This is a genomic window from Sphingobacterium spiritivorum ATCC 33861, from assembly GCF_000143765.1.
Taxonomy (GTDB): Bacteria; Bacteroidota; Bacteroidia; order Sphingobacteriales; family Sphingobacteriaceae; genus Sphingobacterium; species Sphingobacterium spiritivorum.
Genome location: NZ_GL379771.1, coordinates 941401 through 968280, shown reverse-complemented (window position 1 = coordinate 968280; position 26880 = coordinate 941401). Strand labels below are relative to the sequence as shown.

At 39.5% G+C, this 26880-nt stretch carries 32 protein-coding genes; 20 read left to right on the top strand and 12 right to left on the bottom strand.

Going from position 1 to position 26880, the window contains the following annotated elements; all coding sequences use genetic code 11:
- Window positions 1-2: 2 nt before the first annotated feature.
- Window positions 3-1301, bottom strand: a complete 1299-nt coding sequence (locus HMPREF0766_RS14215; protein WP_002998487.1) for a PSP1 domain-containing protein — start codon at window positions 1299-1301, stop codon at window positions 3-5.
- 105 nt (window positions 1302-1406) lie between these two features.
- A complete protein-coding gene (locus tag HMPREF0766_RS14210; RefSeq protein WP_002998483.1) occupies window positions 1407-2546 on the bottom strand; it encodes a DNA polymerase III subunit in 1140 nt (379 codons plus the stop codon).
- 167 nt (window positions 2547-2713) lie between these two features.
- On the opposite strand from HMPREF0766_RS14210, the gene dnaN reads away from it, so the two are divergent.
- From dnaN to HMPREF0766_RS14170, 8 genes are all read left to right on the top strand, one after another.
- The gene (dnaN, locus tag HMPREF0766_RS14205) at window positions 2714-3838 is read left to right on the top strand and encodes a DNA polymerase III subunit beta (protein WP_002998480.1); all 1125 of its coding nucleotides are present in this window, start codon (window positions 2714-2716) and stop codon (window positions 3836-3838) included.
- 10 nt (window positions 3839-3848) lie between these two features.
- A complete protein-coding gene (locus HMPREF0766_RS14200) occupies window positions 3849-4499 on the top strand; it encodes a DedA family protein (RefSeq protein WP_002998478.1) in 651 nt (216 codons plus the stop codon).
- 32 nt (window positions 4500-4531) lie between these two features.
- Entirely contained in the window at window positions 4532-5170 is a 639-nt protein-coding gene (locus HMPREF0766_RS14195) for a DedA family protein (protein ID WP_002998475.1), read from the top strand.
- 59 nt (window positions 5171-5229) lie between these two features.
- Window positions 5230-5802 carry a CAP domain-containing protein gene (locus HMPREF0766_RS14190; RefSeq protein WP_002998473.1) on the top strand — a complete coding sequence of 191 codons (573 nt, stop codon included), beginning with the start codon at window positions 5230-5232 and terminating at the stop codon, window positions 5800-5802.
- Window positions 5803-5882: 80 nt separating this feature from the next.
- Window positions 5883-6758: a YicC/YloC family endoribonuclease gene (locus tag HMPREF0766_RS14185; RefSeq protein ID WP_002998471.1), complete on the top strand. Its 876-nt coding sequence runs from the start codon at window positions 5883-5885 to the stop codon at window positions 6756-6758.
- 4 nt (window positions 6759-6762) lie between these two features.
- Window positions 6763-7335 carry a guanylate kinase gene (gene gmk, locus HMPREF0766_RS14180; protein WP_002998468.1) on the top strand — a complete coding sequence of 191 codons (573 nt, stop codon included), beginning with the start codon at window positions 6763-6765 and terminating at the stop codon, window positions 7333-7335.
- A 13-nt stretch (window positions 7336-7348) separates the two neighbouring features.
- Window positions 7349-7927, top strand: coding sequence for a nicotinate (nicotinamide) nucleotide adenylyltransferase (nadD, locus tag HMPREF0766_RS14175; RefSeq protein WP_002998466.1), 579 nt, complete (start codon window positions 7349-7351; stop codon window positions 7925-7927).
- Window positions 7928-8065: 138 nt separating this feature from the next.
- Window positions 8066-8590, top strand: a complete 525-nt coding sequence (locus HMPREF0766_RS14170) for an ExbD/TolR family protein (RefSeq protein ID WP_002998463.1) — start codon at window positions 8066-8068, stop codon at window positions 8588-8590.
- Window positions 8591-8656: 66 nt separating this feature from the next.
- Here the strand turns inward: HMPREF0766_RS14170 and HMPREF0766_RS14165 are convergent, their stop codons facing one another.
- Genes HMPREF0766_RS14165 through kduI form a run of 3 tightly spaced genes read right to left on the bottom strand, consistent with a single transcriptional unit; the run spans window position 8657 to window position 11446 of the window.
- Window positions 8657-9427, bottom strand: coding sequence for an SDR family oxidoreductase (locus HMPREF0766_RS14165; protein ID WP_002998461.1), 771 nt, complete (start codon window positions 9425-9427; stop codon window positions 8657-8659).
- Window positions 9428-9478: 51 nt separating this feature from the next.
- Window positions 9479-10594 carry a DUF4861 family protein gene (locus tag HMPREF0766_RS14160; protein ID WP_002998460.1) on the bottom strand — a complete coding sequence of 372 codons (1116 nt, stop codon included), beginning with the start codon at window positions 10592-10594 and terminating at the stop codon, window positions 9479-9481.
- A 6-nt stretch (window positions 10595-10600) separates the two neighbouring features.
- Window positions 10601-11446 (bottom strand): 5-dehydro-4-deoxy-D-glucuronate isomerase, encoded by an 846-nt coding sequence (kduI, locus tag HMPREF0766_RS14155; protein WP_002998458.1) that lies wholly within the window; start codon window positions 11444-11446, stop codon window positions 10601-10603.
- A 267-nt stretch (window positions 11447-11713) separates the two neighbouring features.
- Here kduI and HMPREF0766_RS14150 point away from each other — a divergent pair, with 267 nt between their 5' ends.
- The 9 genes from HMPREF0766_RS14150 to HMPREF0766_RS14110 all read left to right on the top strand — a co-directional run bounded on the left by HMPREF0766_RS14150 (window position 11714) and on the right by HMPREF0766_RS14110 (window position 20093).
- Window positions 11714-11899 (top strand): CsbD family protein, encoded by a 186-nt coding sequence (locus tag HMPREF0766_RS14150; RefSeq protein ID WP_002998456.1) that lies wholly within the window; start codon window positions 11714-11716, stop codon window positions 11897-11899.
- Window positions 11900-11979: 80 nt separating this feature from the next.
- Window positions 11980-12753, top strand: a complete 774-nt coding sequence (surE, locus tag HMPREF0766_RS14145; protein ID WP_002998454.1) for a 5'/3'-nucleotidase SurE — start codon at window positions 11980-11982, stop codon at window positions 12751-12753.
- Between the two features lie 8 nt (window positions 12754-12761).
- Window positions 12762-13025, top strand: a complete 264-nt coding sequence (locus HMPREF0766_RS14140; RefSeq protein ID WP_002998452.1) for a hypothetical protein — start codon at window positions 12762-12764, stop codon at window positions 13023-13025.
- Complete coding sequence (locus tag HMPREF0766_RS14135; RefSeq protein ID WP_002998450.1) at window positions 13025-13897, top strand: menaquinone biosynthesis family protein; 873 nt, start codon at window positions 13025-13027, stop codon at window positions 13895-13897. Before HMPREF0766_RS14140 ends, HMPREF0766_RS14135 begins: the two co-directional genes overlap by 1 nt.
- A gap of 138 nt (window positions 13898-14035) precedes the next feature.
- Window positions 14036-17335: a preprotein translocase subunit SecA gene (gene secA, locus HMPREF0766_RS14130; protein ID WP_002998448.1), complete on the top strand. Its 3300-nt coding sequence runs from the start codon at window positions 14036-14038 to the stop codon at window positions 17333-17335.
- Window positions 17336-17340: 5 nt separating this feature from the next.
- Complete coding sequence (locus tag HMPREF0766_RS14125) at window positions 17341-17823, top strand: SPOR domain-containing protein (protein ID WP_236590619.1); 483 nt, start codon at window positions 17341-17343, stop codon at window positions 17821-17823.
- An 11-nt stretch (window positions 17824-17834) separates the two neighbouring features.
- Window positions 17835-19025: a M20 metallopeptidase family protein gene (locus tag HMPREF0766_RS14120; RefSeq protein ID WP_002998444.1), complete on the top strand. Its 1191-nt coding sequence runs from the start codon at window positions 17835-17837 to the stop codon at window positions 19023-19025.
- 1 nt (window position 19026) lies between these two features.
- Window positions 19027-19599 (top strand): hypothetical protein, encoded by a 573-nt coding sequence (locus HMPREF0766_RS14115; protein WP_002998441.1) that lies wholly within the window; start codon window positions 19027-19029, stop codon window positions 19597-19599.
- Entirely contained in the window at window positions 19596-20093 is a 498-nt protein-coding gene (locus HMPREF0766_RS14110) for a GNAT family N-acetyltransferase (RefSeq protein ID WP_002998438.1), read from the top strand. Before HMPREF0766_RS14115 ends, HMPREF0766_RS14110 begins: the two co-directional genes overlap by 4 nt.
- On the opposite strand, the gene HMPREF0766_RS14105 is transcribed toward HMPREF0766_RS14110, so the two are convergent.
- Entirely contained in the window at window positions 20082-21392 is a 1311-nt protein-coding gene (locus HMPREF0766_RS14105; RefSeq protein WP_037460411.1) for a M20/M25/M40 family metallo-hydrolase, read from the bottom strand. The genes HMPREF0766_RS14110 and HMPREF0766_RS14105 overlap by 12 nt on opposite strands.
- Window positions 21393-21589: 197 nt before the next feature.
- Here HMPREF0766_RS14105 and HMPREF0766_RS14100 point away from each other — a divergent pair, with 197 nt between their 5' ends.
- Genes HMPREF0766_RS14100 through HMPREF0766_RS14090 form a run of 3 tightly spaced genes read left to right on the top strand, consistent with a single transcriptional unit; the run spans window position 21590 to window position 22459 of the window.
- Entirely contained in the window at window positions 21590-21904 is a 315-nt protein-coding gene (locus HMPREF0766_RS14100; RefSeq protein ID WP_002998435.1) for a rhodanese-like domain-containing protein, read from the top strand.
- A 7-nt stretch (window positions 21905-21911) separates the two neighbouring features.
- On the top strand, window positions 21912-22223 hold the full coding sequence (locus HMPREF0766_RS14095) for a hypothetical protein (protein WP_002998433.1): 312 nt from the start codon (window positions 21912-21914) through the stop codon (window positions 22221-22223).
- Entirely contained in the window at window positions 22220-22459 is a 240-nt protein-coding gene (locus tag HMPREF0766_RS14090) for a DUF6358 family protein (RefSeq protein WP_002998432.1), read from the top strand. The genes HMPREF0766_RS14095 and HMPREF0766_RS14090 overlap by 4 nt, the downstream gene beginning before the upstream one ends.
- Before the next feature lie 18 nt (window positions 22460-22477).
- On the opposite strand, the gene gcvT is transcribed toward HMPREF0766_RS14090, so the two are convergent.
- The 6 genes from gcvT to HMPREF0766_RS14060 all read right to left on the bottom strand — a co-directional run bounded on the left by gcvT (window position 22478) and on the right by HMPREF0766_RS14060 (window position 26830).
- The gene (gcvT, locus tag HMPREF0766_RS14085; RefSeq protein WP_002998430.1) at window positions 22478-23560 is read right to left on the bottom strand and encodes a glycine cleavage system aminomethyltransferase GcvT; all 1083 of its coding nucleotides are present in this window, start codon (window positions 23558-23560) and stop codon (window positions 22478-22480) included.
- Between the two features lie 80 nt (window positions 23561-23640).
- Window positions 23641-24474: a DUF6929 family protein gene (locus HMPREF0766_RS14080; protein ID WP_002998428.1), complete on the bottom strand. Its 834-nt coding sequence runs from the start codon at window positions 24472-24474 to the stop codon at window positions 23641-23643.
- A gap of 2 nt (window positions 24475-24476) precedes the next feature.
- Window positions 24477-25169: a pseudouridine synthase gene (locus HMPREF0766_RS14075; protein ID WP_002998426.1), complete on the bottom strand. Its 693-nt coding sequence runs from the start codon at window positions 25167-25169 to the stop codon at window positions 24477-24479.
- Window positions 25170-25178: 9 nt separating this feature from the next.
- On the bottom strand, window positions 25179-25550 hold the full coding sequence (locus HMPREF0766_RS14070) for a DUF4359 domain-containing protein (protein ID WP_002998424.1): 372 nt from the start codon (window positions 25548-25550) through the stop codon (window positions 25179-25181).
- 68 nt (window positions 25551-25618) lie between these two features.
- Complete coding sequence (locus tag HMPREF0766_RS14065) at window positions 25619-26104, bottom strand: DUF4112 domain-containing protein (RefSeq protein ID WP_002998422.1); 486 nt, start codon at window positions 26102-26104, stop codon at window positions 25619-25621.
- A 3-nt stretch (window positions 26105-26107) separates the two neighbouring features.
- Complete coding sequence (locus HMPREF0766_RS14060; protein WP_236590620.1) at window positions 26108-26830, bottom strand: SIMPL domain-containing protein; 723 nt, start codon at window positions 26828-26830, stop codon at window positions 26108-26110.
- Window positions 26831-26880: the final 50 nt, after the last annotated feature.

Sequence of the window (26880 nt, the reverse complement as noted above, 5' to 3'; positions counted from 1 at the left end):
CCTTATTCAGCAGGCTGAGAACCATTATTATTGTTTTTACCTTTATTACGGTTTCTGTTATTGAATCTCTTTTTAGGTTTCGGAGCATCCGTATTTTGAGGCTCCTTCGCTGATTTGGATTCCGTATTATCTTCCTTTTTCGCTTGTTGAACTTTCGGTTGCTGAGGCTTATTATTGTGTTTATTTACAGATTTTTTGTCCTCTGCTACTCCATCTGCTTTCTGTACCGTTTGTTTGTTTTTATTGCGGTTTTTGCTTTTGGATTTTTTCTTTCTGCGTTCATCCAATCGTGTCAGACTATCTTGGCCGACTACATTTTCATAATCGTAGACAACAGGTTTTTCCACTTCTTCCTGAATGTTAGGATTAACCAGTTCTTCCGGTTTTCTTCCTTCACGATTCATTTCGATGAATTCTTTTACCTTATCTACAGACAGTGGTATCCAGTTTTCCGCTTTCGGATAAGCATACCACATTGTCTTTTTGAAAATATCGGTTTTTTGAAGATAAGCGGTACCAATAACTGTTTCGATACGGTCTACATTATTCGGGATATCCTTTAATGCGTCCATATAGCTGTCCAGCTCATAGTTGAGACAACACTTTAGTTTGCCACATTGTCCAGCTAATTTAAGCGTGTTAAGCGAAAGATTTTGATAGCGTGCAGCTGAAGTAGATACAGTTTTGAAGTCTGTGAGCCAGGTGGAACAACAAAGTTCCCGGCCACAGGATCCGATTCCACCCAGACGACTTGCTTCCTGACGCATACCGATCTGTCTCATCTCTATACGTATCCTAAAGGATTCCGCCATTTTTTTGATGAGTTCCCGAAAATCCACACGACCCTCTGCTGTGTAGTAAAAGGTAGCTTTTGTCTTGTCACCCTGATAATCAACATCGGATATCTTCATGGAAAGTCCCAGATCCAAAGCTAGTTTTCTCGCTTTGTGCATAGTTTCCCATTCCAGATCCTTTGCTGCTTCGAATTTCTTTACATCCGCCTCGTTCGCTTTTCTGTATATCTTTTTTGTAACAGCATCTACAGATACATTATTTTTTTTCAACTGCAGTCTGACCAGTTCACCGGTCAGAGAAACATGACCAATATCGTAGCCACCTGTAGAAGGTTCCACGACGACCATTTCTCCCATTTCCAGGTAATGATTGTCTGTATTGATAAAAAAATCTTTGCGAGATCCTTTAAAACGCACTTCGACAATATCGAAGGCTTTATAGTTAGATGGCATATCCATATTGGACAGCCAGTCATATACATCTAATTTATTACATCCGCTGGTCATGCAAGAGCCATTGCTTTGGCAACCTGCCGGGGTAGCGCCTGCAACTGCAGTTCCGCTTCCACAACCTCCACCGGATGAGCAACTGCCACATCCCATATTTTTTCCTTATATATATTGAGTCCCTTTTGGGAACGTTTGATACTTAAATAATAAAACTAATTGCAAAGATAAATCTAAAAATAATATTTTAGGATTTGCATTGCGTTCTACACAATAATGTGTTTTTTCAAATAAAGATACAGCTTCTTCGATCTGATTCACAGTAAAAAGAGGCGCAAATTTGTTTACAAACTCCAATTCCTTCTCCGGAAGGAACACAAGATCATGCAATTCTTCCTTGATAAGGATAATCTGCCTCATCATATTTATGGCATACAAAAGAAAGCTTTTCTGATTCTCTCTTCCCAGTTTTGACAACTCATCGTCACATATACTGATCATATGCAGGCCTGCATCGCTGACAATAAATCGCAGCCACCGGATCAGTAAGTCCAGATGATTACCTGATTCTGAGAGCAGATTGAGCGCCTGTTGAAGATTCCCGTCTGCAATAAATGCAATTTCTCCGGCCTGTTCTTTCTGAATTCCCCTTTCTTCTACCAGATAATTTGTAATATCCTGATGCGGAAGTTTTTGAATTTTGACAAGCTGTGTACGGGAAATAATAGTATTTAATATGCGATCCTGATTTTCAGACACCAGTAGAAAAAGGGTTTTTTCCGGTGGTTCCTCTATTAATTTGAGCAGAGCATTACCCTGTGTATCCAGGTATTCCGGCAGCCACATGATAAGGATTTTATATTCTGCTTCAAAGGCTTTCAAACTTAGTTTTTTGATAATATCATGCGCTTCTGCTATATTGATATTCGCTTGTTTATTATCTGCTTCGAGCTGTCCTCTCCAATATTCAAGACTGAGGTATGGATTTTTCAAAAAAGCAGCCCGCCATTCTTCCATATATGTTACAGAAGTCTCTTCTTTTCCTTTTGCAAAAAAGGGAAAAGAGAAATGAAGGTCGGGATGAATTATTTTGGCATATTTCCGGCAGGAATTACACTGGCCGCAACTGTCGTCAGCAAGTTTGGCTTCACAATTGATAAATTGGGCATAGGCATGTGCTAAAGCCAGGCTTCCTGAACCCTCAGGACCAAGAAACAACTGGGCATGACTTACCCTGTTCTCCAATACGGTACGTACGAGATGATCTTTAATTTCCTGATGACCAATAATATCTTTAAACTGCATAATTCAAAGCCAGCATACAAATGTAACAAAATATATTTGCGGATAGGGTTTCACCTGTTGTATGATAAAACAAAATGTCGAAAACTATTCTTGATTAACGACAGGTCCATACAAAGAATATTGATTCTTTTCTGTATTATTGCAAGTATAAATAAGTATATTAGGAAATGAGATTTATAGTATCCACTTCAATTCTATTAAAACAGTTGCAAGCCATCAGTGGCGCTTCAAGTAGCAGTACTGTTCTGCCTATTTTGGAAAATTTCTTGTTTGAAATCAAAGATAATACGCTGACGATTTCTGCGACAGATTTGCAAACAAGTATGGTGACTTCTTTACAGATAGAGTCTAAAGAGGAGGGGCGTGTAGCTATGCCATCTAAGATTTTGATCGAGACCTTAAAGACATTACCGGATCAGCCTGTAGCATTTTCCGTTGACACAAATACGTTGGCTATCGAGATCAGTGCGGGAGATGGTAAGTATAAATTGAGTGGTGAAAATGCGGATGATTTTCCTAAGATTCCAACAGTAGACAATACATCTACAGTAAATATTCCGGCGCCTGTTTTGGCGGAGGCTATCAACAAAACCATCTTTGCAGTGAGTAATGATGAGTTGAGACCTGCAATGTCCGGTGTATTGGTACAACTGGCGGAGCAATCCACCACTTTTGTTTCTACAGATGCACACAAACTGGTGCGTTACCGTCGTACAGATATCTACACGGATAAACCAGCCTCTCTTATTTTGCCTAAAAAAGCACTTTCCTTATTAAAATCGTCTTTACCTTCTGACGATGTGAATGTGACTATTGAATATAATAATACGAATGCGTTCTTCCAGTTCGGTAATATCTTTCTGATCTGTCGTCTGATCGATGAGCGTTATCCGGATTATGAGGCTGTAATTCCTCAGGTAAATCCTAATAAACTGACCGTAGACCGCTCTTTGTTTTTGAATACATTACGTCGCGTTGTCATTTTCGCTAATAAGACTACTCATCAGGTACGTTTGCGTATCTCAGGTAGTGAGCTTAACATTTCTGCGGAGGATCTTGACTTTTCAAATGAAGCACACGAACGTTTGAGCTGCCAGTTTGAAGGAGATGATATGGAAATCGGTTTCAATGCTAAGTTTTTAGTAGAGATGTTGAATAACCTGAGCAGCGAAGAAGTAATAATTGAGATGAGTACACCAAACAGAGCCGGATTATTGATCCCGGCGATCAAAGATGACAATGAGGACATCCTGATGTTGGTAATGCCTGTCATGTTGAATAATGCCGGTTAATTAGAAGGCCTTGGAAGTTATATCATCACTTATTGATTTTATTCTCCATATTGATAAGCATCTGGTCGAGATCGTCAATGATTATCAAACGTGGACTTATCTGATTCTTTTCATTATTATTTTTGCAGAGACAGGTTTTGTAGTTACTCCCTTTTTACCGGGTGATTCCTTACTGTTTGCAACGGGAGCTATCATTGCCAAACCGGAGACGGACTTAAATATCTGGCTGATGTGGGTTTTACTGATGGTTGCCGGTATACTGGGTGATATGGTGAATTATCATATCGGAAAGTATATAGGACCCAAAGCCTTTAGCGGCAAGTACCGGTTTCTTAAAAAGGATTATCTGGACAAGACCGAAAAATTCTATGAAAAATACGGAGGGAAGACGATTATATATGCCCGTTTTGTTCCTATAGTAAGGACATTTGCACCTTTTGTAGCGGGAGTAGGATCTATGTCATACCGCAAGTTTGCTTCCTATAATGTTATCGGAGCGATTGTGTGGGTATCCAGTTTCTTATTTCTGGGATTTAAGTTTGGAGAGTTAGAATTTGTAAAGAAAAACTTTACGTATGTCATTCTTGGCATTATTGTATTCTCTATACTGCCTCCTGTAGTGGAAGTGATAAAAGAAAAATTTAAAAAGAAGGAAGCCTAAAAGCTTCCTTTTTTTGTACTATACGTATTGCTATGGATCTGATTGCACAGCTTTTTGATTTTATACGACATATAGATCGGCATATGGTAGATATTGTCAATGATTACCATACATGGACATATCTTATACTGTTTGTCATTATTTTTGCAGAAACAGGTCTGGTTGTAACCCCTTTCTTACCCGGAGATTCGGTATTGTTTGCGACTGGAGCTATTTTAGCCAAGCAGGAAAGTCAGTTGTCCGTATGGATTATGCTGGTGTTGCTGATAACTGCGGCTGTACTTGGTGATTTTGTAAATTATGAAATAGGCAAATACTTTGGTAAGCGATTATTCAAACCTGATTCTAAAATTTTTAAGCCTTCCTATTTATTAAAAACAGAGCAATTTTATGAGAAATACGGTGTTAAAACGATAATATATGCTCGTTTTGTACCTATTGTAAGGACATTTGCTCCTTTTATTGCTGGTGTGGGCAAGATGCCATATTCGCGTTTTGGATCCTATAATATAATCGGGGGAGTATTGTGGGTGTCTCTTTTTCTTTTGACCGGTTATTTCTTTGGTCAGATTTCCATTATACAGGAGAACTTTTCTCTCGTTATTTTGCTTATTATAGCTATATCGGTTATTCCTCCGATTATAGAGATTGTCAGAAATAAAAGCAAATAAGCAACGTTTATAGATTAAACTTTTGTCTGACTCTTCAGTCTTCATTATAAAATATGTCTATGAAATATCTGATTGCAGCGATTTTTTCGCTGGTTGCTCATGTTGCACAAGCACAACGTATTACCACAGAAAGAGATGAAGCGAAAGATGCGTATGTATTACTTAATGATATACGTAGTAATCCTTCTAAATACAGAAAGCAACTGGGAATATCCGATATACAAAATGTAACCCGGAAAGCATTGGTCTGGAATAAGCAATTAGCTAAAGTTGCAGAAGAAAGAGCCTATGATATGGCCAAAAGAGATTATTTTGACCACATTACACCTGATGGTGTAGGTGTGAATGTACAGATTGCAGACGGAGGATATACTTTAAACAAAGATTGGTTAAAGAATGTAAAGGCAAATAATTTTGAGTCTATAGCTGCAAATCATCCTTCTGCAGTAGAAGGAATAAGAGCGCTGATCATCGGAAAGGGATCACCCGGTTTTATGCACCGTAAGCATTTGCTAGGTATGGATAAATGGAACGGATCCCTTCAGGATATAGGTATAGGATATGTCAGGATCCCTTCGGGAGCGACTTATAAAAGCTATCTCTGTGTAATAATCGCAAAGCATGACTGGTAATAATTGCATTATCTTCTATAAAGCTCACTTTCACCGGTTTATTTTTTACTTTTTATTTTTTACTTTTCATACCTTTGCATATGATAAAATCAATGACCGGGTATGGTATTGGCACTCATGACAATGAAAAGGTTAAGTATAGTGTTGAAATAAAATCCCTCAATTCAAAATTCTTAGAGCTTAATATCCGTCTTCCAAAGGCGGTTTCTGATAAAGAGCTGACCCTTCGCGGAGAATGTGGTAAGCTTATTGAAAGAGGGAAAGTCAACGTGATGGTAAACGTTGAGTATACCGATCAGACAGCAAAAGCCTCAAATATTAATGCTGCTCTCTTAAAAAAATATTACAAACAACTTCAGGACATCGCTTTAGAACTTGGTGATAATCAAGCTTCCTTGTTTGCTTTGGCTTTGGATATGCCCGAAGTGGTGACTAATAATGATGATACGGTTGATGAAGAAGAAGGCAGTATATTGATGGCTGCATTTAAAGAAGCCGTAAATCAGTTTAATATATTCCGTGAAAAGGAAGGAGTAGTATTGCGGAATGATCTGGAACAGCGTGTGCAGTTTATCCTGGATTACCTGACTTCAGTAGAAGCAAAAGAAACTTCCCGTATTCCGTTAATAAGAGAACGGATCAGTCAGTATATGGATGAAGTAGTCGGCAAAGAGAATATCGATAAGAACAGGTTTGAACAAGAGCTGATTTATTATATAGATAAACTGGATATCACGGAAGAGAAAGTCCGCTTACGCAGTCATTGTAACTATTTTTTTGAAGCATTGAATGCGCCTGATTCGAATGGTAAGAAACTTGGTTTTATCTCTCAGGAGATGGGAAGAGAAATCAATACTTTAGGATCAAAAGCGAATAATGCGGAGATACAGCAGATTGTAGTCCGTATGAAAGAGGAATTAGAAAAAATTAAAGAACAGTTGCTAAACGTTTTATAGCCGCATGAAAGGTAAATTAATTATTTTTTCTGCACCATCAGGAGCAGGAAAAACAACCATAGTAAGACACTTATTAAATAAATATCCGGATAAAATAGAGTTTTCGATTTCTGCCAGCACCCGTGAACCACGCGGAGAGGAAGTGGATGGAAAAGATTACTATTTTATTTCGAAAGATGAATTTTTGCATAAAATCGCAAAACAGGAATTCATTGAGTTTGAAGAAGTTTATTCGGGTACATTTTACGGTACACTTCGTTCAGAGGTAGAACGTATCTGGGAAAAAGGGAAGCACGTTATATTTGATATAGATGTAGTCGGCGGTTTGCGGCTGCGATCCAAATTTCCGGATCAGGCACTTTCTATATTTGTACAACCACCTTCTCTGGAAGTGTTGAAAGATCGGTTAAGAGGTCGTGGCACTGATAGCGAAGATAAGCTAAAAGAGCGTTTTGCAAAAGCCGAACATGAGTTGTCTTTTGCGGATCGGTTTGATGTCATCCTCAAAAATTACGATCTGGATACGGCATGTGCTGAAGCAGAAAAATTATTGTTAGATTTTATCGATAAAGATTAAGTAAGGGTCTGCGATGAAGAAGGTTGGGCTTTTCTTTGGGTCTTTCAATCCGGTACATATAGGGCATTTGATTATTGCCAATTATATGGCTAATCATACTGCTCTGGATGAAGTATGGTTTGTGGTATCGCCTCAGAATCCTTTTAAAAAGAAAGCTTCTTTGGCAGATCCCTATGATCGTCTGGAGATGGTGAATATGGCTATCGAGGATACGGAAAACCTAAGATGCAGTAATATTGAGTTTAATCTTCCTGTACCATCCTATACTATAGATACGCTTGTACACTTATCCGAAAAATATCCGGATAAGCAGTTTCATCTTATTATGGGACAGGATAATCTGGAATCTCTCCAGAAATGGAAGAATATTGATATTATTCTGCGGGATTATCATATCTATGTATACCCCCGGCCAGGATATAATTCCGGCGATATGAAAGATCATCCTTCTATAACCCTTACCGATACCCCATTAATGGAATTGTCTTCTACATTTTTACGAAAGGCTATTCTGGAAGGGAAGGATATTAAATTTTTCACACCGGATAAGGTTATAGAATTTATTGACAAAAAAGGTCTTTATTCAAAATAGAAAAACATAGCCCATCTACCCAGATGGGCTTTTTTATTGCCTCAGCTGAAAGATTTAGTCTCCCTGTTTTATGGAATGGTCGATTTTAAAGCATCCTAAAGTTAAATAACCATTATTTAACTTTTAAACTCAAAGGTCATGGCAGAGCTAAGTCTTAAACAACAGAACACCGGTAAAAAGGAGCGGAGAAGTATCAGATCAAGGGCAATGCCCAAAGTAGATCTGACGGCTATGGTAGATCTGGCATTTTTACTGATTACATTCTTCATGCTGACCACATCATTGAATACTCCAAATAATCTGGCTGTTGCTATGCCGGATAAGGGACCAATTACAGAGCCGGTATTGATTAATGAGGATCGCACAATTAATCTTTTATTGGGAGATAATAATGAGATCACCTATTATAAAGGTGCTGATCAGCATCCAAAGAGCAGGCCTTTGAAGGTTTCATATGGTAAACTGGGACTGAGAGAGCTTTTGATAAATCTAAGAAAGGAGGTTTTCCAAAGTACAGGCGGACAGGATATGATCGTGCTGATCAAGCCCGGAAATGAGTCTGTGACAAAAAATCTGGTAGATGTTCTGGATGAGATCCAGATAGCAGATGTCAGGCGTTTTATGATTACAAAGATGTCAGCAAAAGAAAAGGAAATGCTCTAATGGGTAGGATACAAACTGTAAAATAAATGGCTTCCGAAAAGGGAAGCCATTTATTTTATACTGAGATTATCTTCCCATCCATCCGCCATCAACGGTAAGAATGGTACCGTGTACATAGTCAGATGCCTGAGAAGCTAAGAAAACGGCAGGACCTTTAAAATCTTCCGGTTGTCCCCATCTTCCTGCGGGAATACGATCTAATATAGATTTTGATCTTTCAGGATCATCACGGAGTGCTTCCGTATTGTCCGTTGCAATATATCCCGGAGCAAATGCATTTACATTGACACCTTTGGAAGCCCATTCATTGGAGAAAGCTTTTACAAGAGAACCTATGGCTCCTTTTGAAGCGGCGTATCCCGGAACATTGATTCCCCCCTGGAATGTTAGCAGAGAGGCTGTAAATACAATTTTGCCGGATCCTCTGGCGATCATCTCTTTCCCTATTTCGCGGGTCAGTATAAATTGTGCATTTTGATTGATTTCGATAATCTGATCCCAGTATTCGTCTGGATGTTCCGCGACAGGTTTTCGCAGAATATTACCGGCATTATTAAAAAGAATATCAATCTGCGGATGTTCTGCTTTGACCTTTTCAATAAAAGCATACAGGTCTTTTCTGTCCGAAAAATCTGCCTGATATGCGCTGAATTTTCTTCCGATAGCTTTAACGGATTTTTCTACCGCAGAGTCCTGCAGTTCTAAGGATGCAGATACACCAATAATATCTGCTCCGGCCTCAGCAAGTGCTTCGGCTATGGCTTTTCCGATACCTCTTTTACAGCCCGTTACGAGAGCTGTTTTCCCTGTCAGGTCAAACATTTGGGTTATAGACATAGTATATTTATCTTTAAAAGTTGTATGCTGATAACTCTTCTTTTAGTACAATTATTTCAGTGTAACCTTGAGCGGTTTGCTGATATTTTGTTGTTGCTGTTTTACATAATCAAACCATTCCTGTGCAGTTGTGATTTTTCCGGCTCTATCCCAGGCAGCACCGTTATAATAAACAAATTTCTTATTCCCGGGGATAGTCGTGTGCACCAGAAACTGTTTAGGGTCTGTAGTATCTAACGTTATTTTATCTTTTCCAAACAATACAGCTGTGCCGGTAGTTCCCTTATCAGCTAGTGTCGGTTCCCAATACGCAAGACTGTTGTCTGCAAATTGATAAGCTGGTTTTTCTTCACCTCTACGGGATAGTCCTATTACAACATCTGTAGAAGATTTCTTATTGTTTTTCAGCTCTACCTGTATTTTATTGAGCTGAGAACCCGCATCAATAGATATTGTTTTGGAGAGTTCAATTGTATTACCTTCTATTTCCTGAGGTTCGAAGATCAATCTGAATGTCGATCGGATAGGGCCATTGTCCAATACTTCAAACTTGCGGTAATGTTTGGTAAACTTTATGCTTCCATTGACAAATAAGGCCAGATCACCGACACCTAAAGTCTGACCTACTGAATAATAGTCCAGGCCTTTACCGTGATCGGCATGGTAATCACCCGTTTTGTACCATTCATCAATAACCAGTTCAGATGTTCTTTTAGACCAAAAATCAAACCCCTGTGCATCTTCACTTGTACCTTCTAAAGCTTTGCCATAGGCTCTGTATGCTGCAATATCATTTTCCCAGGCAAAATCATCCTTACGTTCAGGGACATAGCGGGCATAGGTCCGTACCTGAAAAGCAGTCCCTTTTTGAGGTTTTACCGTTAAAGTCAGTTCCTGTTGTTCAGCTACATTGACTTCCACCAGAACATTCTGCGGAAAAGACTGTCCCAGCTTTTCAAGTTGGTGTGCAACTTCCGAACCGTCAGCTGCATTGACAATTGTAAATACGGAATCAACTTTAAAATGCTTCGTAAACGATGAATAAGGGATACTTATCAGTTCATGACGCGAATGATTACCCGGATTTTTAACAACAATTTTTTGCTGTGCGGATAAAGAGTGTGCAAGAGCAAGAGCTACGAAAGCAGCTATAAATGTCTTTTTCATCTTTATTTATTTTAAGTCGTTTATTGCCACTTTGTCCATATCATCATAGTCCAGGTTTTCACCGGCCATTCCCCAGATAAAAGTATAATTACTTGTCCCGGCGCCAGAATGTATGGACCATGGCGGAGATATTACTGCCTGATCATTTTGCATCCAGATATGTCTTGTTTCATCCGGTTGTCCCATAAAATGACAGACCGACTGCTCCTGAGGAACTTCGAAGTAAAAATAGACTTCCATGCGGCGGTCGTGTGTATGTGCCGGCATCGTGTTCCAGACAGAGCCCGGCTGAAGCTCAGTCATCCCCATCTGCAGCTGACAAGTTTCCAGTACCGTATTCAGTAACATTTGATTAATGGTACGGTGATTAGCTGTTTCCAATGTTCCCAGTTCTTTTTTGATGGCCGTTTCCTTCGTTACTTTTTTCGTTGGGAAACTACGGTGTGCAGGCGTGGAATTCATATAGAATTTGGCTGGTTTTTGAGCATCCTCACTGCTAAAGAAAATCTCTTTATTTCCTTTTCCTATATACAGCGCCTCTTTGTAGTCCAGTTCATATACCGTTCCGTCAACCTCTACCGAACCTTTTCCACCGACATTGATAATACCCAATTCACGGCGACTCAAAAAATACTCTTCTTTCAATAATTCAGGAATCGTATCTAATTTGATTTTTCCGGATACAGGCATTGCGCCTCCGGCCATATAACGATCATAGTGTGTATATACAAAATGAATTTGATCTGCATCAAAGAGCTTTTCTATCAAAAAGTTTTTTCTGAGACCAGCGGTGTCAAGAGTTTTGCTTTCCTGAGGACCGATGGCGTATCTGGATTCAAATATTGTTTTCATGTTAGAAAAAATTTAATCGTAATGAGGGGTGAATAAATTTCTAAATTAACGGTTTTAGACGGGATTGACACATAATTCTACGAAAAGGTTTTCAATCATTTATGAAAGTAAAAATAAAGATTAAAGGGCAGATAAATGTAAAATATAAAGAGCTGATTATAAGAAGAGTGCTGTAGAATAGTCCTTCTTCCAAAACAAAATGGGGGCTGAGGTTGTTATCTTATTACATTCTCAAAATTTTTTAAACTAAAACAAAGGAGGAAAAAGATGAGTAAATTAACATGGGAAGGCCGTTGGAACGAATTAAAAGGTAAAGTTAAACAGTCGTATGCAGATTTGACAGATGATGATTTGTTGTACGAAGAAGGAAAAGCCGATGAACTGTTGGGCCGCATTCAAAAGAAAACTGGAAAAACGAAGGAAGAAGTAGAAAACTGGTTTAACAGTTTGTAATCCTTTAGTTATTGTAATAAGATCGTTAAGCGTTAGCTAATTTAGCTAGCGCTTTCTTTTTTTCTTTCTAAATTAGCAGTATGGTAAAAAAGAAGCCAACCATATTAGTGGTTAACGATGACGGTATAACAGCACCGGGAATAAAGGTGCTTATCGAAGAAATGCAAAAACTGGGACATGTGGTCGTCGTCGCTCCTGACAGCCCGCAATCGGGAATGGGACATGCGATCACTATAGGAAAACCTCTACGACTGGATAAAGTAAACCTTTATGAAGGAGTAGAAATGTACAAATGTTCCGGAACTCCTGTAGATTGCGTAAAACTGGCCGTAAATAAGATTTTCAAAGGTAAGAAACCGGATATCTGTGTATCAGGTATCAATCATGGCCTTAATAATTCTATTAATGTTCTGTACTCCGGGACAATGTCGGCTGCGGTTGAAGGGGCTATTGAATCTATCCCTTCTATCGGATTTTCTCTGGATGATTTTACATACGATGCTAACTTTGATCCCTGCAGGCCTTATATAGTGAGTATAACTCAACAGGTACTCAACAACGGATTGCCAAAGAACACCTTGTTAAACGTCAATTTTCCGCAAGGAAACGATATTAAAGGAATTAAGATCTGCCGTCAGGCAGGAGCACGCTGGGTAGAAGAGTTTGATGAACGTGTAGATCCGCACAACCGGGATTATTTCTGGCTTACCGGCAAATTTCAACTGGAAGACCGGGGAGAAGATACAGATGCACATGCTCTCAATCATGGATATGTATCTGTCGTTCCTACACAATATGACATGACTGCACATCATGCTATTCCGGAGTTGAATTCTTGGAGTTTTGATGTTTAATCGGAATCATGCAGAAAAATAACTTTTTGATCGGGATAGCATTAGGCATAATTGCTCCGGTGATCGCATATCTCTTGACAACCTATACCAGCCTGGAGACTATGCTGTCAGCCAATAAGCCTGCGATGTTGTATTTCATCGCCGGATTGGTCAATCTGGTTATGCTCCGTTACTTTTATAGAAATGACAAAGAGCAGACGGCCAGGGGTATTATGTTGGTTACATTTGCAGGAACAGTCATATTGATTTATACATTAAAAATATTTGGATAATGAAATTAACATTAGGTTTTTCTCCATGCCCTAATGATACGTTTATCTTCGATGCGCTCATTCACAATAAGATAGATACAGAAGGGTTGAGTTTTGAAGTGGAATACCAGGATGTGGAAACCCTTAATCAAAAAGCTTTTCAGCAGCAACTGGATGTGACTAAGCTGAGTTACCATGCCTTCGCCTATGCTGTAGAAGACTATGAATTACTGGATGCGGGAAGTGCTCTTGGATTTGGTGTCGGCCCTTTGCTGATCACAAAAGATGAAAAATTGGCAGAGCGACTGAAAGAATCTCTGGATACTAAAGGTACCTTAAATGCTGATCTGGCAGATTTGAGAATAGGGATTCCGGGAAAGTACACCACTGCAAATTTTCTTTTAGGCCTGGCTTTTCCACAATTGCAAAATAAACAGGAAGTCGTTTTCTCGGGTATTGAACAGGCTTTGATTGACGGCGACATTGATCTGGGCCTGATTATTCACGAGAATAGATTCACATATGAAGATAAGGGACTTCATAAAGTAGTTGATCTGGGTGATTTTTGGGAAAAGACGACCGGATACCCCATTCCGCTGGGCGGTATTGTGGTCAGGAGAGGGATAGAAGATGAGGTGAAACAAAAGCTTAACCGCATATTGAAGAAGAGCGTAGCCTTTGCTTTTGAACATCCAAAGTCCGGACTGGACTTTATCCGTTCGCATGCACAGGAAATGAGTGAAGAAGTGATGTACAAGCATATTGAGCTTTATGTCAATTCGTATTCCAGAGACCTGGGGACTGAGGGCAGAAAGGCTATTGCCTATATGTTTGATAAGGCTTTGGCATTAAAGCTGATCCCCGATACGGACAAGAAATTGTTTCTTTCTTAAAATCAATAAAAAAAAGCAGGTGATTTTGTAAGTTATCATATCTAATAACTAAATTTGCCCGATTAGTGTCAAATTGTCTGCAAAATAGTTTTGGAGTCATTATTGCGAAATGCTATAAATTGAGATAGATAAAAAATTATGTTAAAATTTTTAAGTAAATTATTTGGTAGTAAATCCGAAAGGGATATCAAAGGTATCCAACCTATTGTTACCAAAATTAAAGCTGAATACGAAAAGTTATCCAGTATAACCAATGATGAGCTACGCTCTAAGACAACAGACTTCAAAAACCGAATTAAAGAATACTTAGCTGATATCGATGAGGAAATCAATGCCCTGAAAACAGAGGCAGATGCTGATGATGTCGATATGATGCATAAAACAGAAATCTATGATAAAATAGATAAGCTGAAAAAGGATCGTGATAAAAAACTGGAAGAAGTGTTAATGGAGATTTTACCTGAAGCATTTGCAGTGGTAAAAGAAACAGCAAGACGTCTTTCCGAAAATGATCAGCTGGAAGTTACGGCTTCTGAGTTTGACAGAGAAATAGCATCCCGCAAACCGAATGTCATTATAGATGGTGATAAAGCGTTCTGGAAAAATACATGGATTGCTGCAGGTACAGAAGTGAAATGGAACATGGTTCACTATGATGTGCAGTTGATTGGTGGTATCGTATTACATCAGGGTAAAATTTCCGAGATGTCTACAGGGGAGGGTAAAACATTAGTAGGAACATTACCTACTTATCTGAATGCCCTTTCAGGACAGGGAGTTCACATCGTAACGGTCAATGATTATCTTGCTCGTCGTGACTCGGAGTGGAATGGCCCGTTATTCGAGTTCCACGGATTGAGTGTAGACTGTATAGACAAGCACCAGCCAAATTCTCCGCAACGTCGTAAAGCATACGCTTCTGATATTGTTTACGGTACAAATAACGAATTTGGTTTTGACTACCTGCGTGACAATATGACGCAGACCCCAGATGCACTGGTACAGGGCAAACTGCACTATGCCATGATCGATGAGGTTGACTCTGTATTAATTGATGATGCCAGAACACCGTTGATTATCTCCGGACCTATTCCGCGTGGTGATGAACATGAGTTCTACCAACTGAAACCACGTATCGAGAGATTGGTAAATGCACAGAAAAACTATATCAATACTGTTCTGAATGATGCTAAAAAAGCAATCAATGCCGGTGATTCAGATGTAGAAGGCGGAGGAATGTCCTTATTACGTGCTTACAGAGGTCTTCCAAAAAATAAAGCATTAATCAAATTCCTGAGTGAAGGTGGTAACAGACAAATTCTTCAGAAAGTAGAAAACTATTACATGGCGGAGCAAAACCGCCAGATGCCTAAGGTAGATAAGGAATTATTTTTCGTCATCGATGAAAAAAATAATCAGGTCGAACTGACAGATAAAGGGATCGAACTGATCACGGCATCAGGTGAAGATCCTAGCTTCTTTATTCTTCCGGATGTAGGTACAGAGATTGCTGAAATTGAAAAATCAACACTTACTACAGAAGAGAAAGTTCATAAAAAAGAAGAGCTGTTACGTGACTACGCTGTTAAATCTGAGCGTATTCATTCTATCAACCAGCTATTAAAAGCATATACGTTATTCGAAATAGATGATCAGTATATCGTTGATGACGGAAAAGTAAAAATCGTAGATGAGCAGACAGGCCGTATCATGGAAGGACGTCGTTATTCAGACGGTCTTCATCAGGCGATTGAAGCAAAAGAGAATGTAAAAGTAGAAGATGCTACTCAGACATACGCTACGATTACTTTACAGAACTACTTCCGTATGTACCACAAATTGTCAGGTATGACGGGTACAGCATCTACAGAAGCAGGAGAGCTTTGGGAAATCTACAAATTAGATGTTGTAGAAATCCCGACAAACAGAGCAATTCAGCGTGATGACAGAAATGACCTGATCTATCGTACAGCTCGTGAGAAATACAATGCAGTAGCAATGGAGATACAAAGACTGACAGAAGAAGGCCGCCCTGTACTGGTGGGTACGACTTCAGTGGAGATCTCCGAATTGCTAAGCCGTATGTTGAAGATGAGAGGTATCAAACACAATGTACTGAATGCTAAATTACACCAGAAGGAGGCAGATATCGTTGCTGAAGCAGGTAAGGCCGGAACGGTGACTATCGCTACAAACATGGCGGGTCGTGGTACGGATATTAAGCTTAGTGAAGATGTCATCAAAGCAGGTGGTCTGGCTATCATCGGTACGGAGCGCCACGAATCACGTCGTGTAGACCGTCAGCTGAGAGGTCGTGCCGGTCGTCAGGGAGATCCGGGTTCTTCTCAGTTCTTCGTTTCTCTGGAAGACAACCTGATGCGTCTGTTTGCCTCTGAGCGTATTTCTAACATCATGGTAAAAATGGGTGTGGAAGAAGGCGAAGAAATGCAACACAGTATGCTGACCAAATCTATTGAACGTGCACAACGTAAAGTAGAGGAAAATAACTTCGGCATCCGTAAACGTTTACTGGAATACGATGATGTGATGAACTCACAGCGTACAGTTATTTATACTAAACGTAAAAATGCATTATTCGGAGAGCGTCTGGATGTAGATTTGAATAACACTATTTTTGATGTTGTTGAGGATATCGTAGCTGAAGCAAAAGAAGGAGGATCTTTCGAAGAATTCCAACTTGAAGTGATCAGATTATTTGCTTTGGATCCGGAAGTTACAGCAGAAGAATTTGCACAAAGTAATATTACTACATTAACAGATCGTTTGTTTGATCAGGTGATCAATCATTATCACAATAAAGCAGTTCAGATCGGAAAGCAAACATTGCCTGTACTGTCGAACGTGTTTGCAGAGCGTGGTAATGTTATCGAGAATGTGGTTGTCCCTTTTACGGATGGTATTCGTGGTATTCAGGTTGCAACTAATCTGAAAAAGGCAATCGAAACAAACGGTAGAGAAGTATTCAAATCATTCGAAAAAGGTATAGTATTGGCGTTGATCGACGAAGCCTGGAAAGAGCATCTTCGTGAGATGGACGACTTGAAACAGTCTGTTCAGAATGCGGTATACGAGCAGAAAGATCCGATTATTATCTATAAAATGGAAGCATACTCTTTATTTAAATCGATGTTAGCTTCGATGAATAAAGAAATTGTCAGCTTCTTATTTAAAGGAGAAATCCCGGGTCAGACACAGGAAGTCGCTGAAGCTCGCCCTATACCTGCACAACCGGCAAGAGTGGTCGCTTCAAAAGCAGAACTGACTTCTCCGACCGGAGTGAGTGATGAAGATGTACAGGACACCAGAGAAAATGCGGTTACACAGCCTATCCGTAAAGAAGCTACTGTAGGCAGAAACGATGATTGTCCTTGCGGATCAGGTAAAAAATACAAAAATTGCCACGGCAAAAACAGTTAATCTTTTTGAAGAATAAAGTATTCACTATGTATAAAAAGGGATTAATACTATTTTTTTTGATGTTTGGATGTGCAGTGTTTGCAAAAGCACAGCAATCAGGACGGGTTGAGGTGTTTAAGGACTCTCTGATCTCGGTTCTGCAAGCCTACAGATCGGAAGAAGGTATTAATCCCTCTCTTGAAAAAAAGACTGTTTCTATAGGAAAAATCTCCGTAGTGGATAAATCCAAGATGAAGCGCGTCAAAGTTCGGGGATTCAGAGTGCAGATCTTTTCCGGAGCCAGCCGTAACGAGGCATATGCTGAACAGGGAAGATTCAAAAACCTATATAAAGAGTACGAGGCTTATGTCAATTATGACGAGCCAAACTACCGTGTAAAAGTGGGAGACTTTACAAGTCGCTCAGAAGCAAACAATCTGATGCGTATTTTAAGGTCTCAGTTTGATAATGTATTCGTCTTTACAGAAGACGTTTACGTCTATCGTTAAAGTTGCTAATCATGACAATTTCAAAGGAACAGGTACAACAGCTATCAGAAGAGTTTTTAAATGATATTATAGCTATCAGAAGACATCTGCATCAGCATCCTGAGCTTTCCTTTGAAGAATACAATACCTCTGCTTTCATACAGGATCAGTTAAGACAGCTGGATATTCCGTTTACAACAATGGCCAATACAGGAGTAGTGGCATTAGTAAAAGGAGATCTTCCCGGCGAAGAGGTGATTGCCCTCCGGGCAGATATCGATGCTTTACCGATTCAGGAAGTAGAAGGCAGAGCATATGGTTCATCCAATCAGGGTGTGATGCATGCCTGCGGTCATGATGCCCATACATCTTCTTTGCTGGGTGTTGCCAGGATTCTTCATCGTCTCAAATCTACTTTTTCTGGCACAGTCAAACTGATCTTTCAGCCAGGAGAAGAACGTCTTCCAGGCGGAGCATCACTGATGATCAAAGAAGGAGTATTGCATAACCCGGAACCCAAATCTATCATTGGACAACATGTAATGCCTTTTATCGAAACCGGAAAAGTAGGTTTCAGAGAGGGTAAGTATATGGCTTCCTGTGATGAGTTGTTTATGACAGTGAGGGGCAGAGGCGGCCATGGAGCACATCCTCACCAGAATATAGATCCTATCGTCATCACAGCACATATTATCACCGCTTTACAGCAGGTTGTAAGCCGTATGGCAGATCCGCGTACACCTACAGTATTATCCTGGGGTAAAGTACAGGCAAATGGTGCAACGAATATAGTTCCCAATGAAGTGTATCTGGAAGGAACTTTCAGAACATTTGATGAAAAATGGCGTGCAGAAGCACATGAAAAAATGATTAAGATGGCTGTTGGCATAGCCGAAAGCATGGACGCTGTCTGCGACTTTGAGGTACGTAAAGGCTATCCTTTCTTAATTAATGACGAATTAACAACCCGTCAGGCCAGATTACTGGCCGAAGATTATCTGGGGAAAGAGAATGTTGTTGATCTGGATCTGTGGCCTGCAGCAGAAGATTTTTCTTATTATTCTCAGGAAACAGACGCCTGTTTCTATAGATTGGGAACAGCAAATACATCCCGTGGCATTACCTCAGCGGTACATACTCCTACATTTGATATTGATGAGCAATCACTACGAACAGGTATGGGTCTGATGGCTTATATTGCACTTCGTAAATTAGGAAATTAATATGTCTTCTCACCACATTGTCCGTGAAAATCAAGAGCCGGCCTTATTGATAGATGTACTGGATGCTATCGATGAAGAATCCCTGGGTCAGTTACTGGAATGGAGCCCTACCCTTATCAGCAGTGACGCCAGTTATGATGTGCTCGAAAGTCTGGGTATTAAGGTAGATATACTTTTTCTGCATGATTCGGTGTATGATATCGATATACAGGAACACACCCGAATATTTCCAGTAGAACAATCTTATATAAGTAGCGCACTGCAGTATCTTGTCGAAAACGGACATCGCGCTGTCAATGTAATTACAGATCACATCCCATTTGAGTTATTACTTTCCTATGCAGACAATCTGGACATGGTGATTATATCCACCACGAAAAGAACCGTCTTGGTAAAGTCTCCATATGAAAAGTGGAAATCACAGGGAGAGATATTACGTGTTGTCGGTTCGGATCAAATTCATACATCAGGATTAACATTAATAGGAGATAATCGTTATAAAACTTCTGCCGAAGGATTTTTTAAGATAGAATTTGAGGAACCTACATATCTGTTTATTGAAGAAGAACGATGAGCATTACCATCCAAAAAGCAACTGAGCAGGAAGCGGAAACTATTGCTCAAATTGGCAGGGCCAGTTATTATACTACATACCCTGAAATCTTATCAGCCGATCAGATTGAATTTATGCTGGAGAAGAGCTACACAGCATCTGCAATCAGCCAATTGATGAAAGAAGGGCATTTGTTTTATATCCTGTATGATGAAGGAGAAGAACAGGGCTTTTTATCTGTCAGATTGAAACCTGAGGATAGTGCTGTGCTGCGCATAGAAAAACTTTATTTACTTGCTGTTGCGCAAAAAAAAGGGTTTGGAAGGAGACTTATTTCATTTGCAGAAGATGAGGGCATACGGTTTGGCTGTAAGGTATTGGAACTTAATGTAAACCGGAATAATCCGGCTTACCATTTTTATATAAAAGAGGGATTCCACGTCTCCGAAGAAGTAGATATCCCTTATTTTGGCTATGTGCTGGATGATTATGTCATGCAGCGGTTACTCCCGTAATTTCTCTACTCTTGATGGTGTCTGCTTACCGTTGACGATACCTGTAATACCAATGGCAATTGCCTCTATACTGGCTTTTATATTTTCGATATTCAGTGTGCTTACTTCATCTTTTACAGTATGGTAGTAGGTATCCTGATCCATCTGACTGGTTGAAAAAGAGTGAGCAGGTACACCTTGTGCAGCCAAGACAGCATTATCGCTTCTGTAGAAGAGATTCTGCTGCGGATAGGGATCCGGATAAAATTTGAATTTGGAACCTTTCAGATTTTTCTGCATCAATTCTCCCAGATTGGATTGATGATAGCCTGTAATGTACATCGTATTGGGTCCGAATTTGGAATCTTTACCAATCATTTCCATATTGATCATGGCCGTGACCTGATCCGGATTAATGTGTTGAGAAAAATAAGTAGATCCGTACATACCAAGTTCTTCTCCGGTGAAGGCTACGAAAATAAGCGTTCTTTCATTTTTATTTACCTTTTTAAAATGCTTTGCCAAAGCAATCATAGCTGTTACACCAGAGGCATCATCGTCAGCACCGTTGGCAATAGAATCCTGCCCTTCAGGGGCAAGGATACCGATATGATCATAGTGAGCCGAAAAGATAACATACTCACTGGCTTTGGATTTTCCCGGAATTATGCCCGCTACATTAAACAGCGGTATAGTTTCATAAGTGTTTTTTAATTCTACCTGATAGTCATCTGAAATCTGATGGCCCAGAATAAAGACAAAACTATTTGTGAAGACCGTATTGCCCTCTGCAACCAGACTTTCTTTTCCATATATCTTTTGAAAACGTTTAAACAGATCTTTAAAAGACGGATCTACCTGAACAATTGCATTTTGAATTCCACTTTGTACAATTTTTCTGAATTCTTCCGAAAAATCACTTCCAGCCTCTATTTTTAATACTTTTGCGCCACTTTTTGCATCCAGGTGCAAATCTTTTACGCGGCTCAGTATCATTACATTTTCTGGTGATACAGTGGTTTGATCAATAGATACTTTCGGAACGGACGGGCTAATCTTTTGTACCTGAAAAGTCTGGCGGTAGTTCTTTTCCGCGTATGGCTCCAGACCTATACTTTGAAATTCACCGGCGATATAATCGGCCGCTTTTTCTATGTCCTTTGTCAGGGCCGAACGTCCCCGCATCTCATCTGACGCCAGTGTATTGAGGATATTGGTGATATAGGCATTATCTACGACAGGAGTTGCGGATTTTTGTGCCGTACTATTCAGACTGGCAAATACAAACAAACCACAAAATAAAGCATTAATTCTGTTCATAATTAAAAAGGTATTTACATGGGCAAGATACGGATTTTTAATAAAAAGAGGTTTTACAGGTAACGTCCGCAACAGGAATCTGCCCGCAGACGGAGATAAGAAATCGTTTGGACTATCTTTTAACACTAAAGAGCAGTTCATTATTCCTTTTTCCTTGAAGCAAATCCTTATATTTGATTAAAATATTTAAAGAAATCATGAAAGAAGTATCCGTTGCTGAATTAAAGCAAAAAATCGATAATAATGAGGATTTTCAACTAATAGATGTTCGCGAATCCTTTGAGTATGAAGTGTCTAATCTGGGCGGACTTAATATTCCTTTGGCAGGTATCGTTATTGAGGCTGAGAAAATTTCGAAAGACAAGCCTGTTATTATCCAGTGTCGTAGCGGCAAACGCAGTGCACAGGCTGTAATGCTTCTTGAGCAGCAGGGATTTGATAATCTGGCAAACCTTAAGGGAGGTATTTTGGCCTGGAAAGAAGAGATCGATCCTGAGCTGGACGTTTATTAGTCTGCACATGAAAAATCTGGAGCATCAGACCAAACAGGCTTTTCTGTTTAGTCTTGCTTTTTATGTAATAGGCCTGCTGGCCTGTTTTATCAATATACAGTTTGCGACACTTATTATAAGTGTTTCCTTATTGATTTCCCTGATATGGGTATTTCTGGTTCTTAGAGAGATCTTTCTTTCGGGGAGGATTTCTAATGTTGAAAGATTGGGATTAGCTATTTTCATTGTAATGGGCAATATTCTGGCGGGAGCTGTATATTTCTGGTTTTTACGGAATAGAGTAATCCATTCTGCTGTGAAAAATAAGTTTAATAAATGAAGAAAGAGATTATTTATAATGTAGGCCTGAATGTTGGAATGATGTTGCTTATCATGATCGGATATACGGCATATAAGAGTGGGAATGCATTAATTTTCGGACTGTCTATTGCGCTTGGAGTTGTATTTATCTATCTGAAAATCGTCTTGTTGAAGCAGGTCAGAAGAAAGACACGAACACCTCAGGAGGTACCGGTGAAGACTAGTACAACAAAGAAGAAAAAGAAACGGGCTTAATTTAAGCCCGTTTCTTTTTTATTTTACAAATGGCGGTTTTGCCACTTTAGCTTTAATCTTCTGATTACGGATGTGGATAAAGATCTCGGTTCCTTCTTTAGCAAAAGCCTGATCAACATAACCTAATCCAATAGATTTTTTCAGTGATGGTGACTGCGTTCCGGAAGTAACACGACCGATAACATTTCCGTCTGCATCTACTATTTCATAGTCGTGACGGGGAATACCGCGGTCTATCATTTCAAAACCCACTAATTTTTGTTTAACTCCGGCTTCTTTTTCAGCTTTCAGATTTGCTGAGTTTACAAAATCCTTTGTGAATTTCGTTACCCAGCCCAGGCCTGCAGCTAACGGAGATGTATTGTCATCAATATCATTGCCATACAGACAAAAGCCCATTTCCAGACGAAGCGTGTCTCTTGCACCTAAACCTATCGGCTTAATGCCGTAAGCTGCTCCTGCTTCAAATATGGCATCCCACACTTTCTGTGCATCCTCATTGGCTACATAAATTTCAAAACCACCGGCACCGGTGTATCCTGTCGCTGATACCAATACATTATCTACGCCTGCGAAAGTACCTTTAGCAAATGTATAGTATTCCATCGGAGCAAGCTCTATATCAGTAAGGGATTGCAGAGCTTCTGCAGCCTTAGGACCCTGAACTGCAAATAGTGAAGTCTGGTCAGAGATGTTTTTCATCTCCACACCATATGTATTGTATTTGCTGATCCAGTTCCAGTCTTTTTCTATATTGGATGCATTGACAACAAGGAAATAAGTCTTTTCATCAATACGGTAAGTCAGAAAATCATCTACGACACCACCATTTTCATTCGGAAGGTATGCGTACTGTACTTTTCCGTCATATAATTTGGATACGTCGTTTGAAGATACTTTCTGAAGTAAATCCAGGACATTGTCTCCCTTTAAAATAAATTCGCCCATATGACTTACATCAAACACGCCGACACCGTTGCGTACAGTTTCATGTTCGTCATTAATCCCAGAATATTGAACCGGCATATTGAATCCCGCGAAAGGGACCATTTTTGCGCCCAACGCAATGTGATGCTCCGTAAGAGCTGTATTTTTAGACATAAACAACTTAAGTTTAATTTTGTACAAATTTATAAATTAAACCCACAAAAAATGAGGGTTTACGCTTTTTGTGCAATCGTTTACTTGGATAAGGTGAGTTTATATATTATAGCTTCCTCTTCATCATTATCACGGTCCTCACAAAGCAGAAATTGAACAGACTTCTGATCTTCTTCGTAAAAGGTAAGACCTTCGATCTTGTGTGTTGCAGAGATTTCAAGTGTACGCTTTATATCAAAAGTCCCGGCATCCATTACGCCAATGAGGGATCCTCCGATCTCTCCGTCGTGATAATTGGAATTCGAATCTTCTGCAGCAGCAATAAAATAAATCAGTCCCTGATGTAAGATTGCATCTGTAAAACCGGTACTCATTGTCTTAATGGCAGGCAGAGCAATATCTTTCCAGAGAATTTCCTGTTCCGGCTGCTTTCGGTTGATCTGGAAAACAACATTACGCTTCTGAGGTCCGTTGCCTCTGTTGAATAAGAGGATGCGGTCTTGATCTACAATAGCACCTTCAATATTAAAATCAGCTTCGCTGATGTTTGCCACCTTCTGTAATCTCGAATAGAGCGCTGTCAGATCAGACGGATTTACTTTAAATGAGTTATCCGGGAAGACCTCAAAACCTTTATTTCGTTTCGCTGTCGAACCAGAGCCATATATAAATAACGTGTTTTCATACAGACTGATTGCCTCAATGTCTGCTTTTTCTTTTTTAATAATATTTTCTCCCAGTATTTCGGAAGAAGTAAGGGGAAACTTCAGAAGTTGATTTTTTTTGAGGTGATAGTCATATATGTAATGGCTGTTATCAGCGATCAGATACAGATGAGACTGATTATAAACTAATCCTGACGCCGCACCGATGCCGATTATTTTACAGAAAACCTCTAATATAAATGTATTCATGACTACAGATTTGGTGACTCTAATTTTAAAATAGATAATACTCTTTCAAACTCCGGTTGTAAGGGAGCTTTTATGTGTACTATATTTCCTGTTGTGGGATGTTCAAAAGATAGCTGTGATGCATGAAGCATCATTGTATCCATTTCGAAACGTTCTTTCCACAATTTATTTTGCTTGTTGCAGCCATGCGGCCTGTCGCCCAGTATAGGATGGAAGATGTGGGCAAAATGCTTGCGCAGCTGATGCATGCGGCCCGTCTCCGGATTGGCTTCTACCAGAGAATATCTGGAAGTTGTGAAATTGCCTGTAGGAAGATCAATTTCAGACCGCGACAATGTCTTATAATGCGTTAGCGCCTCTTGCTCTTCTCCATTATCTTTTTTCAACGGATAATTTATCTGACCGTCATCTTCTGTATATCCTCTTACTACTGCCAGATAAGACTTATTCATTTTTCGATCCTGAAACAGTTGCTGCAATGACTTGTCCATTTCTTTTGTAAGCGAGAATAACAATATTCCTCCTGTTTTGCGGTCCAGCCGGTGGGCAGGATATACGCGTTGCTGAAGCTGATCACGCAGGAGCTGTAGTGCAAATTCAGAAGCATCCCGTGCTATAGGTGAACGATGTACCAGCAGACCATGTGGTTTATTGATAGCGACGATCTCCTGATCTTGATATAGGATATCCAGCATTATCTTTGGTTATATTTTTTTAAGAACTTTGATGATATCTGCTATTTTCTCGTCTATCTTACTGCTTAGCCATACTTTGCCGAAAGCACCAATACCGATTACGGTTTGTTTATTTTCCCAACGAACCTTAGTCGTAGAAAATAAAAAATAATTGTCTATCTGTACACTTCCTTTCATAAACTGATTGATCATCTGGTCTCCAAATATTTGCATTCCGAAATCAAATGCATCCTGATGCTTGTAGCTTAACTGCTCTTTTAAGATCTGCTTTGCTTTGTCGCGTATAATCTCTTCGTGTTTTTCGCGCGGAGGATTTGTTAAGAACGCGGTGATCATCAGAATGATCAGCACAAGTGCTATATATCTGCTTTTATTTTTCATGCTATCGCTTTATAAACAAAAATAGCGTTAAACTTTCGCTTAACGCTATTCTTAAAGAAAGATCTTTTTTAAAAGATAAGTTGATAGATCCATTCGGTAAGTTTCCAAAGGATGAAAATCATAATTCCGCAGATCAGCAGAAGTATACCCAGTACTGCGGCAACCAACCAAACACCTGAGCCCTGGTGCTTTCCTTCGTAATAATGTTCCCGTAAGATCTCCACATTGCGCTGATTAGACTTCTTAAAAAAGTCAAAGATATTTCCTAAAAACGGAATGGCGCCCAGTATGGCATCGATCATAATATTGATCAGCATCTTGACGACAGCTTTAGAGCTTACACCGTTTCTCCACATCACCATGACCAGCATCAGCGATGTTGAAAAGGTAACCAGATTGCCTGCAAACGGGATCAGATTAAGAAGAGGGTCCAGGCCAAACCGGACTCCTCCAATATTAAATTTGTTGTCCAGTATCCAGGATACTCTTTCTACCCAGGCAAAATCCTGCTTTAAGCGGAGTTCCTTTTCTTCGGGCAATAGAATTTTTGGCATGGATTATAATAATTCAAAAATCGCATCTATCTCCATATATATTTTGATAGGTTTGATATCGATGTCGAGACTTTCCTGTTCCGGTGCTCCGCCCATTGCATCCGCAGATTTGAATGACATAGCACGTACACTAGGCGCATAATTTGCAAAATTGAAACTCGTATTATCATTGATGATTAATACCTTACCAACTTTGTCACCAGCAGCAGCTGCTAAGATAGTTGCATTGCTTTTCGCATCATTAACAGCTTCTGTTTTTAATTGTTTCTCCAGCTCTTTTTTCCCTGAATAGTCGTATTCATTGATTGATGTGTTTTGAAGCCCTTTTGCATCTACATCATCAAACAGACTGTTTAGTTTGGAAAGATCAGTTACTTTCAGACGATACTGACGGGACTGCAGTAATTCTGAGTTTTTCTTTTTCTTAGGGTCGTTGTTGTTATAGCTCCAAATATTCTGAATGGTGAAATCTTCTTTTTTGATTCCATTAGCCATAGCAGCATCAAACAATTGTTTTTCAAGTGTTTCGATAGTTACTTTCTTTTTGGTATTTCCGTCCAGGTAGTATTCTTTTAAAGATACAGAAAGATAAATGATGTCCGGAGTGACTTCTTTTTCAGCCTTTCCTTTTGTTGATACCTTGCGCAGATTGTCTGTAACTTGCTGTTGTGCGTACGTGGTTCCCATAATTCCTAGAATTAAAATACCTAATATTATTTTCTTCATATCTGTTGTTTTATGCCTGAGACCTGTCAAAAACTTGACCATTTTTCAGG

Excerpts from the sequence above, each read along its gene's own strand:
- HMPREF0766_RS14215 (WP_002998487.1), bottom strand. The coding sequence starts at position 1,301 with ATGACCAGCGGATGTAATAAATTAGATGTATATGACTGGCTGTCCAAT.
- HMPREF0766_RS14210 (WP_002998483.1), bottom strand. The coding sequence starts at position 2,546 with ATGCAGTTTAAAGATATTATTGGTCATCAGGAAATTAAAGATCATCTC.
- dnaN (WP_002998480.1), top strand. The coding sequence starts at position 2,714 with ATGAGATTTATAGTATCCACTTCAATTCTATTAAAACAGTTGCAAGCC.
- HMPREF0766_RS14195 (WP_002998475.1), top strand. The coding sequence starts at position 4,532 with ATGGATCTGATTGCACAGCTTTTTGATTTTATACGACATATAGATCGG.
- HMPREF0766_RS14190 (WP_002998473.1), top strand. The coding sequence starts at position 5,230 with ATGAAATATCTGATTGCAGCGATTTTTTCGCTGGTTGCTCATGTTGCA.
- HMPREF0766_RS14185 (WP_002998471.1), top strand. The coding sequence starts at position 5,883 with ATGATAAAATCAATGACCGGGTATGGTATTGGCACTCATGACAATGAA.
- gmk (WP_002998468.1), top strand. The coding sequence starts at position 6,763 with ATGAAAGGTAAATTAATTATTTTTTCTGCACCATCAGGAGCAGGAAAA.
- nadD (WP_002998466.1), top strand. The coding sequence starts at position 7,349 with ATGAAGAAGGTTGGGCTTTTCTTTGGGTCTTTCAATCCGGTACATATA.
- HMPREF0766_RS14170 (WP_002998463.1), top strand. The coding sequence starts at position 8,066 with ATGGCAGAGCTAAGTCTTAAACAACAGAACACCGGTAAAAAGGAGCGG.
- HMPREF0766_RS14165 (WP_002998461.1), bottom strand. The coding sequence starts at position 9,427 with ATGTCTATAACCCAAATGTTTGACCTGACAGGGAAAACAGCTCTCGTA.
- HMPREF0766_RS14160 (WP_002998460.1), bottom strand. The coding sequence starts at position 10,594 with ATGAAAAAGACATTTATAGCTGCTTTCGTAGCTCTTGCTCTTGCACAC.
- kduI (WP_002998458.1), bottom strand. The coding sequence starts at position 11,446 with ATGAAAACAATATTTGAATCCAGATACGCCATCGGTCCTCAGGAAAGC.
- HMPREF0766_RS14150 (WP_002998456.1), top strand. The coding sequence starts at position 11,714 with ATGAGTAAATTAACATGGGAAGGCCGTTGGAACGAATTAAAAGGTAAA.
- surE (WP_002998454.1), top strand. The coding sequence starts at position 11,980 with ATGGTAAAAAAGAAGCCAACCATATTAGTGGTTAACGATGACGGTATA.
- HMPREF0766_RS14140 (WP_002998452.1), top strand. The coding sequence starts at position 12,762 with ATGCAGAAAAATAACTTTTTGATCGGGATAGCATTAGGCATAATTGCT.
- HMPREF0766_RS14135 (WP_002998450.1), top strand. The coding sequence starts at position 13,025 with ATGAAATTAACATTAGGTTTTTCTCCATGCCCTAATGATACGTTTATC.
- secA (WP_002998448.1), top strand. The coding sequence starts at position 14,036 with ATGTTAAAATTTTTAAGTAAATTATTTGGTAGTAAATCCGAAAGGGAT.
- HMPREF0766_RS14120 (WP_002998444.1), top strand. The coding sequence starts at position 17,835 with ATGACAATTTCAAAGGAACAGGTACAACAGCTATCAGAAGAGTTTTTA.
- HMPREF0766_RS14115 (WP_002998441.1), top strand. The coding sequence starts at position 19,027 with ATGTCTTCTCACCACATTGTCCGTGAAAATCAAGAGCCGGCCTTATTG.
- HMPREF0766_RS14110 (WP_002998438.1), top strand. The coding sequence starts at position 19,596 with ATGAGCATTACCATCCAAAAAGCAACTGAGCAGGAAGCGGAAACTATT.
- HMPREF0766_RS14105 (WP_037460411.1), bottom strand. The coding sequence starts at position 21,392 with ATGAACAGAATTAATGCTTTATTTTGTGGTTTGTTTGTATTTGCCAGT.
- HMPREF0766_RS14100 (WP_002998435.1), top strand. The coding sequence starts at position 21,590 with ATGAAAGAAGTATCCGTTGCTGAATTAAAGCAAAAAATCGATAATAAT.
- HMPREF0766_RS14095 (WP_002998433.1), top strand. The coding sequence starts at position 21,912 with ATGAAAAATCTGGAGCATCAGACCAAACAGGCTTTTCTGTTTAGTCTT.
- HMPREF0766_RS14090 (WP_002998432.1), top strand. The coding sequence starts at position 22,220 with ATGAAGAAAGAGATTATTTATAATGTAGGCCTGAATGTTGGAATGATG.
- gcvT (WP_002998430.1), bottom strand. The coding sequence starts at position 23,560 with ATGTCTAAAAATACAGCTCTTACGGAGCATCACATTGCGTTGGGCGCA.
- HMPREF0766_RS14080 (WP_002998428.1), bottom strand. The coding sequence starts at position 24,474 with ATGAATACATTTATATTAGAGGTTTTCTGTAAAATAATCGGCATCGGT.
- HMPREF0766_RS14075 (WP_002998426.1), bottom strand. The coding sequence starts at position 25,169 with ATGCTGGATATCCTATATCAAGATCAGGAGATCGTCGCTATCAATAAA.
- HMPREF0766_RS14070 (WP_002998424.1), bottom strand. The coding sequence starts at position 25,550 with ATGAAAAATAAAAGCAGATATATAGCACTTGTGCTGATCATTCTGATG.
- HMPREF0766_RS14065 (WP_002998422.1), bottom strand. The coding sequence starts at position 26,104 with ATGCCAAAAATTCTATTGCCCGAAGAAAAGGAACTCCGCTTAAAGCAG.
- HMPREF0766_RS14060 (WP_236590620.1), bottom strand. The coding sequence starts at position 26,830 with ATGAAGAAAATAATATTAGGTATTTTAATTCTAGGAATTATGGGAACC.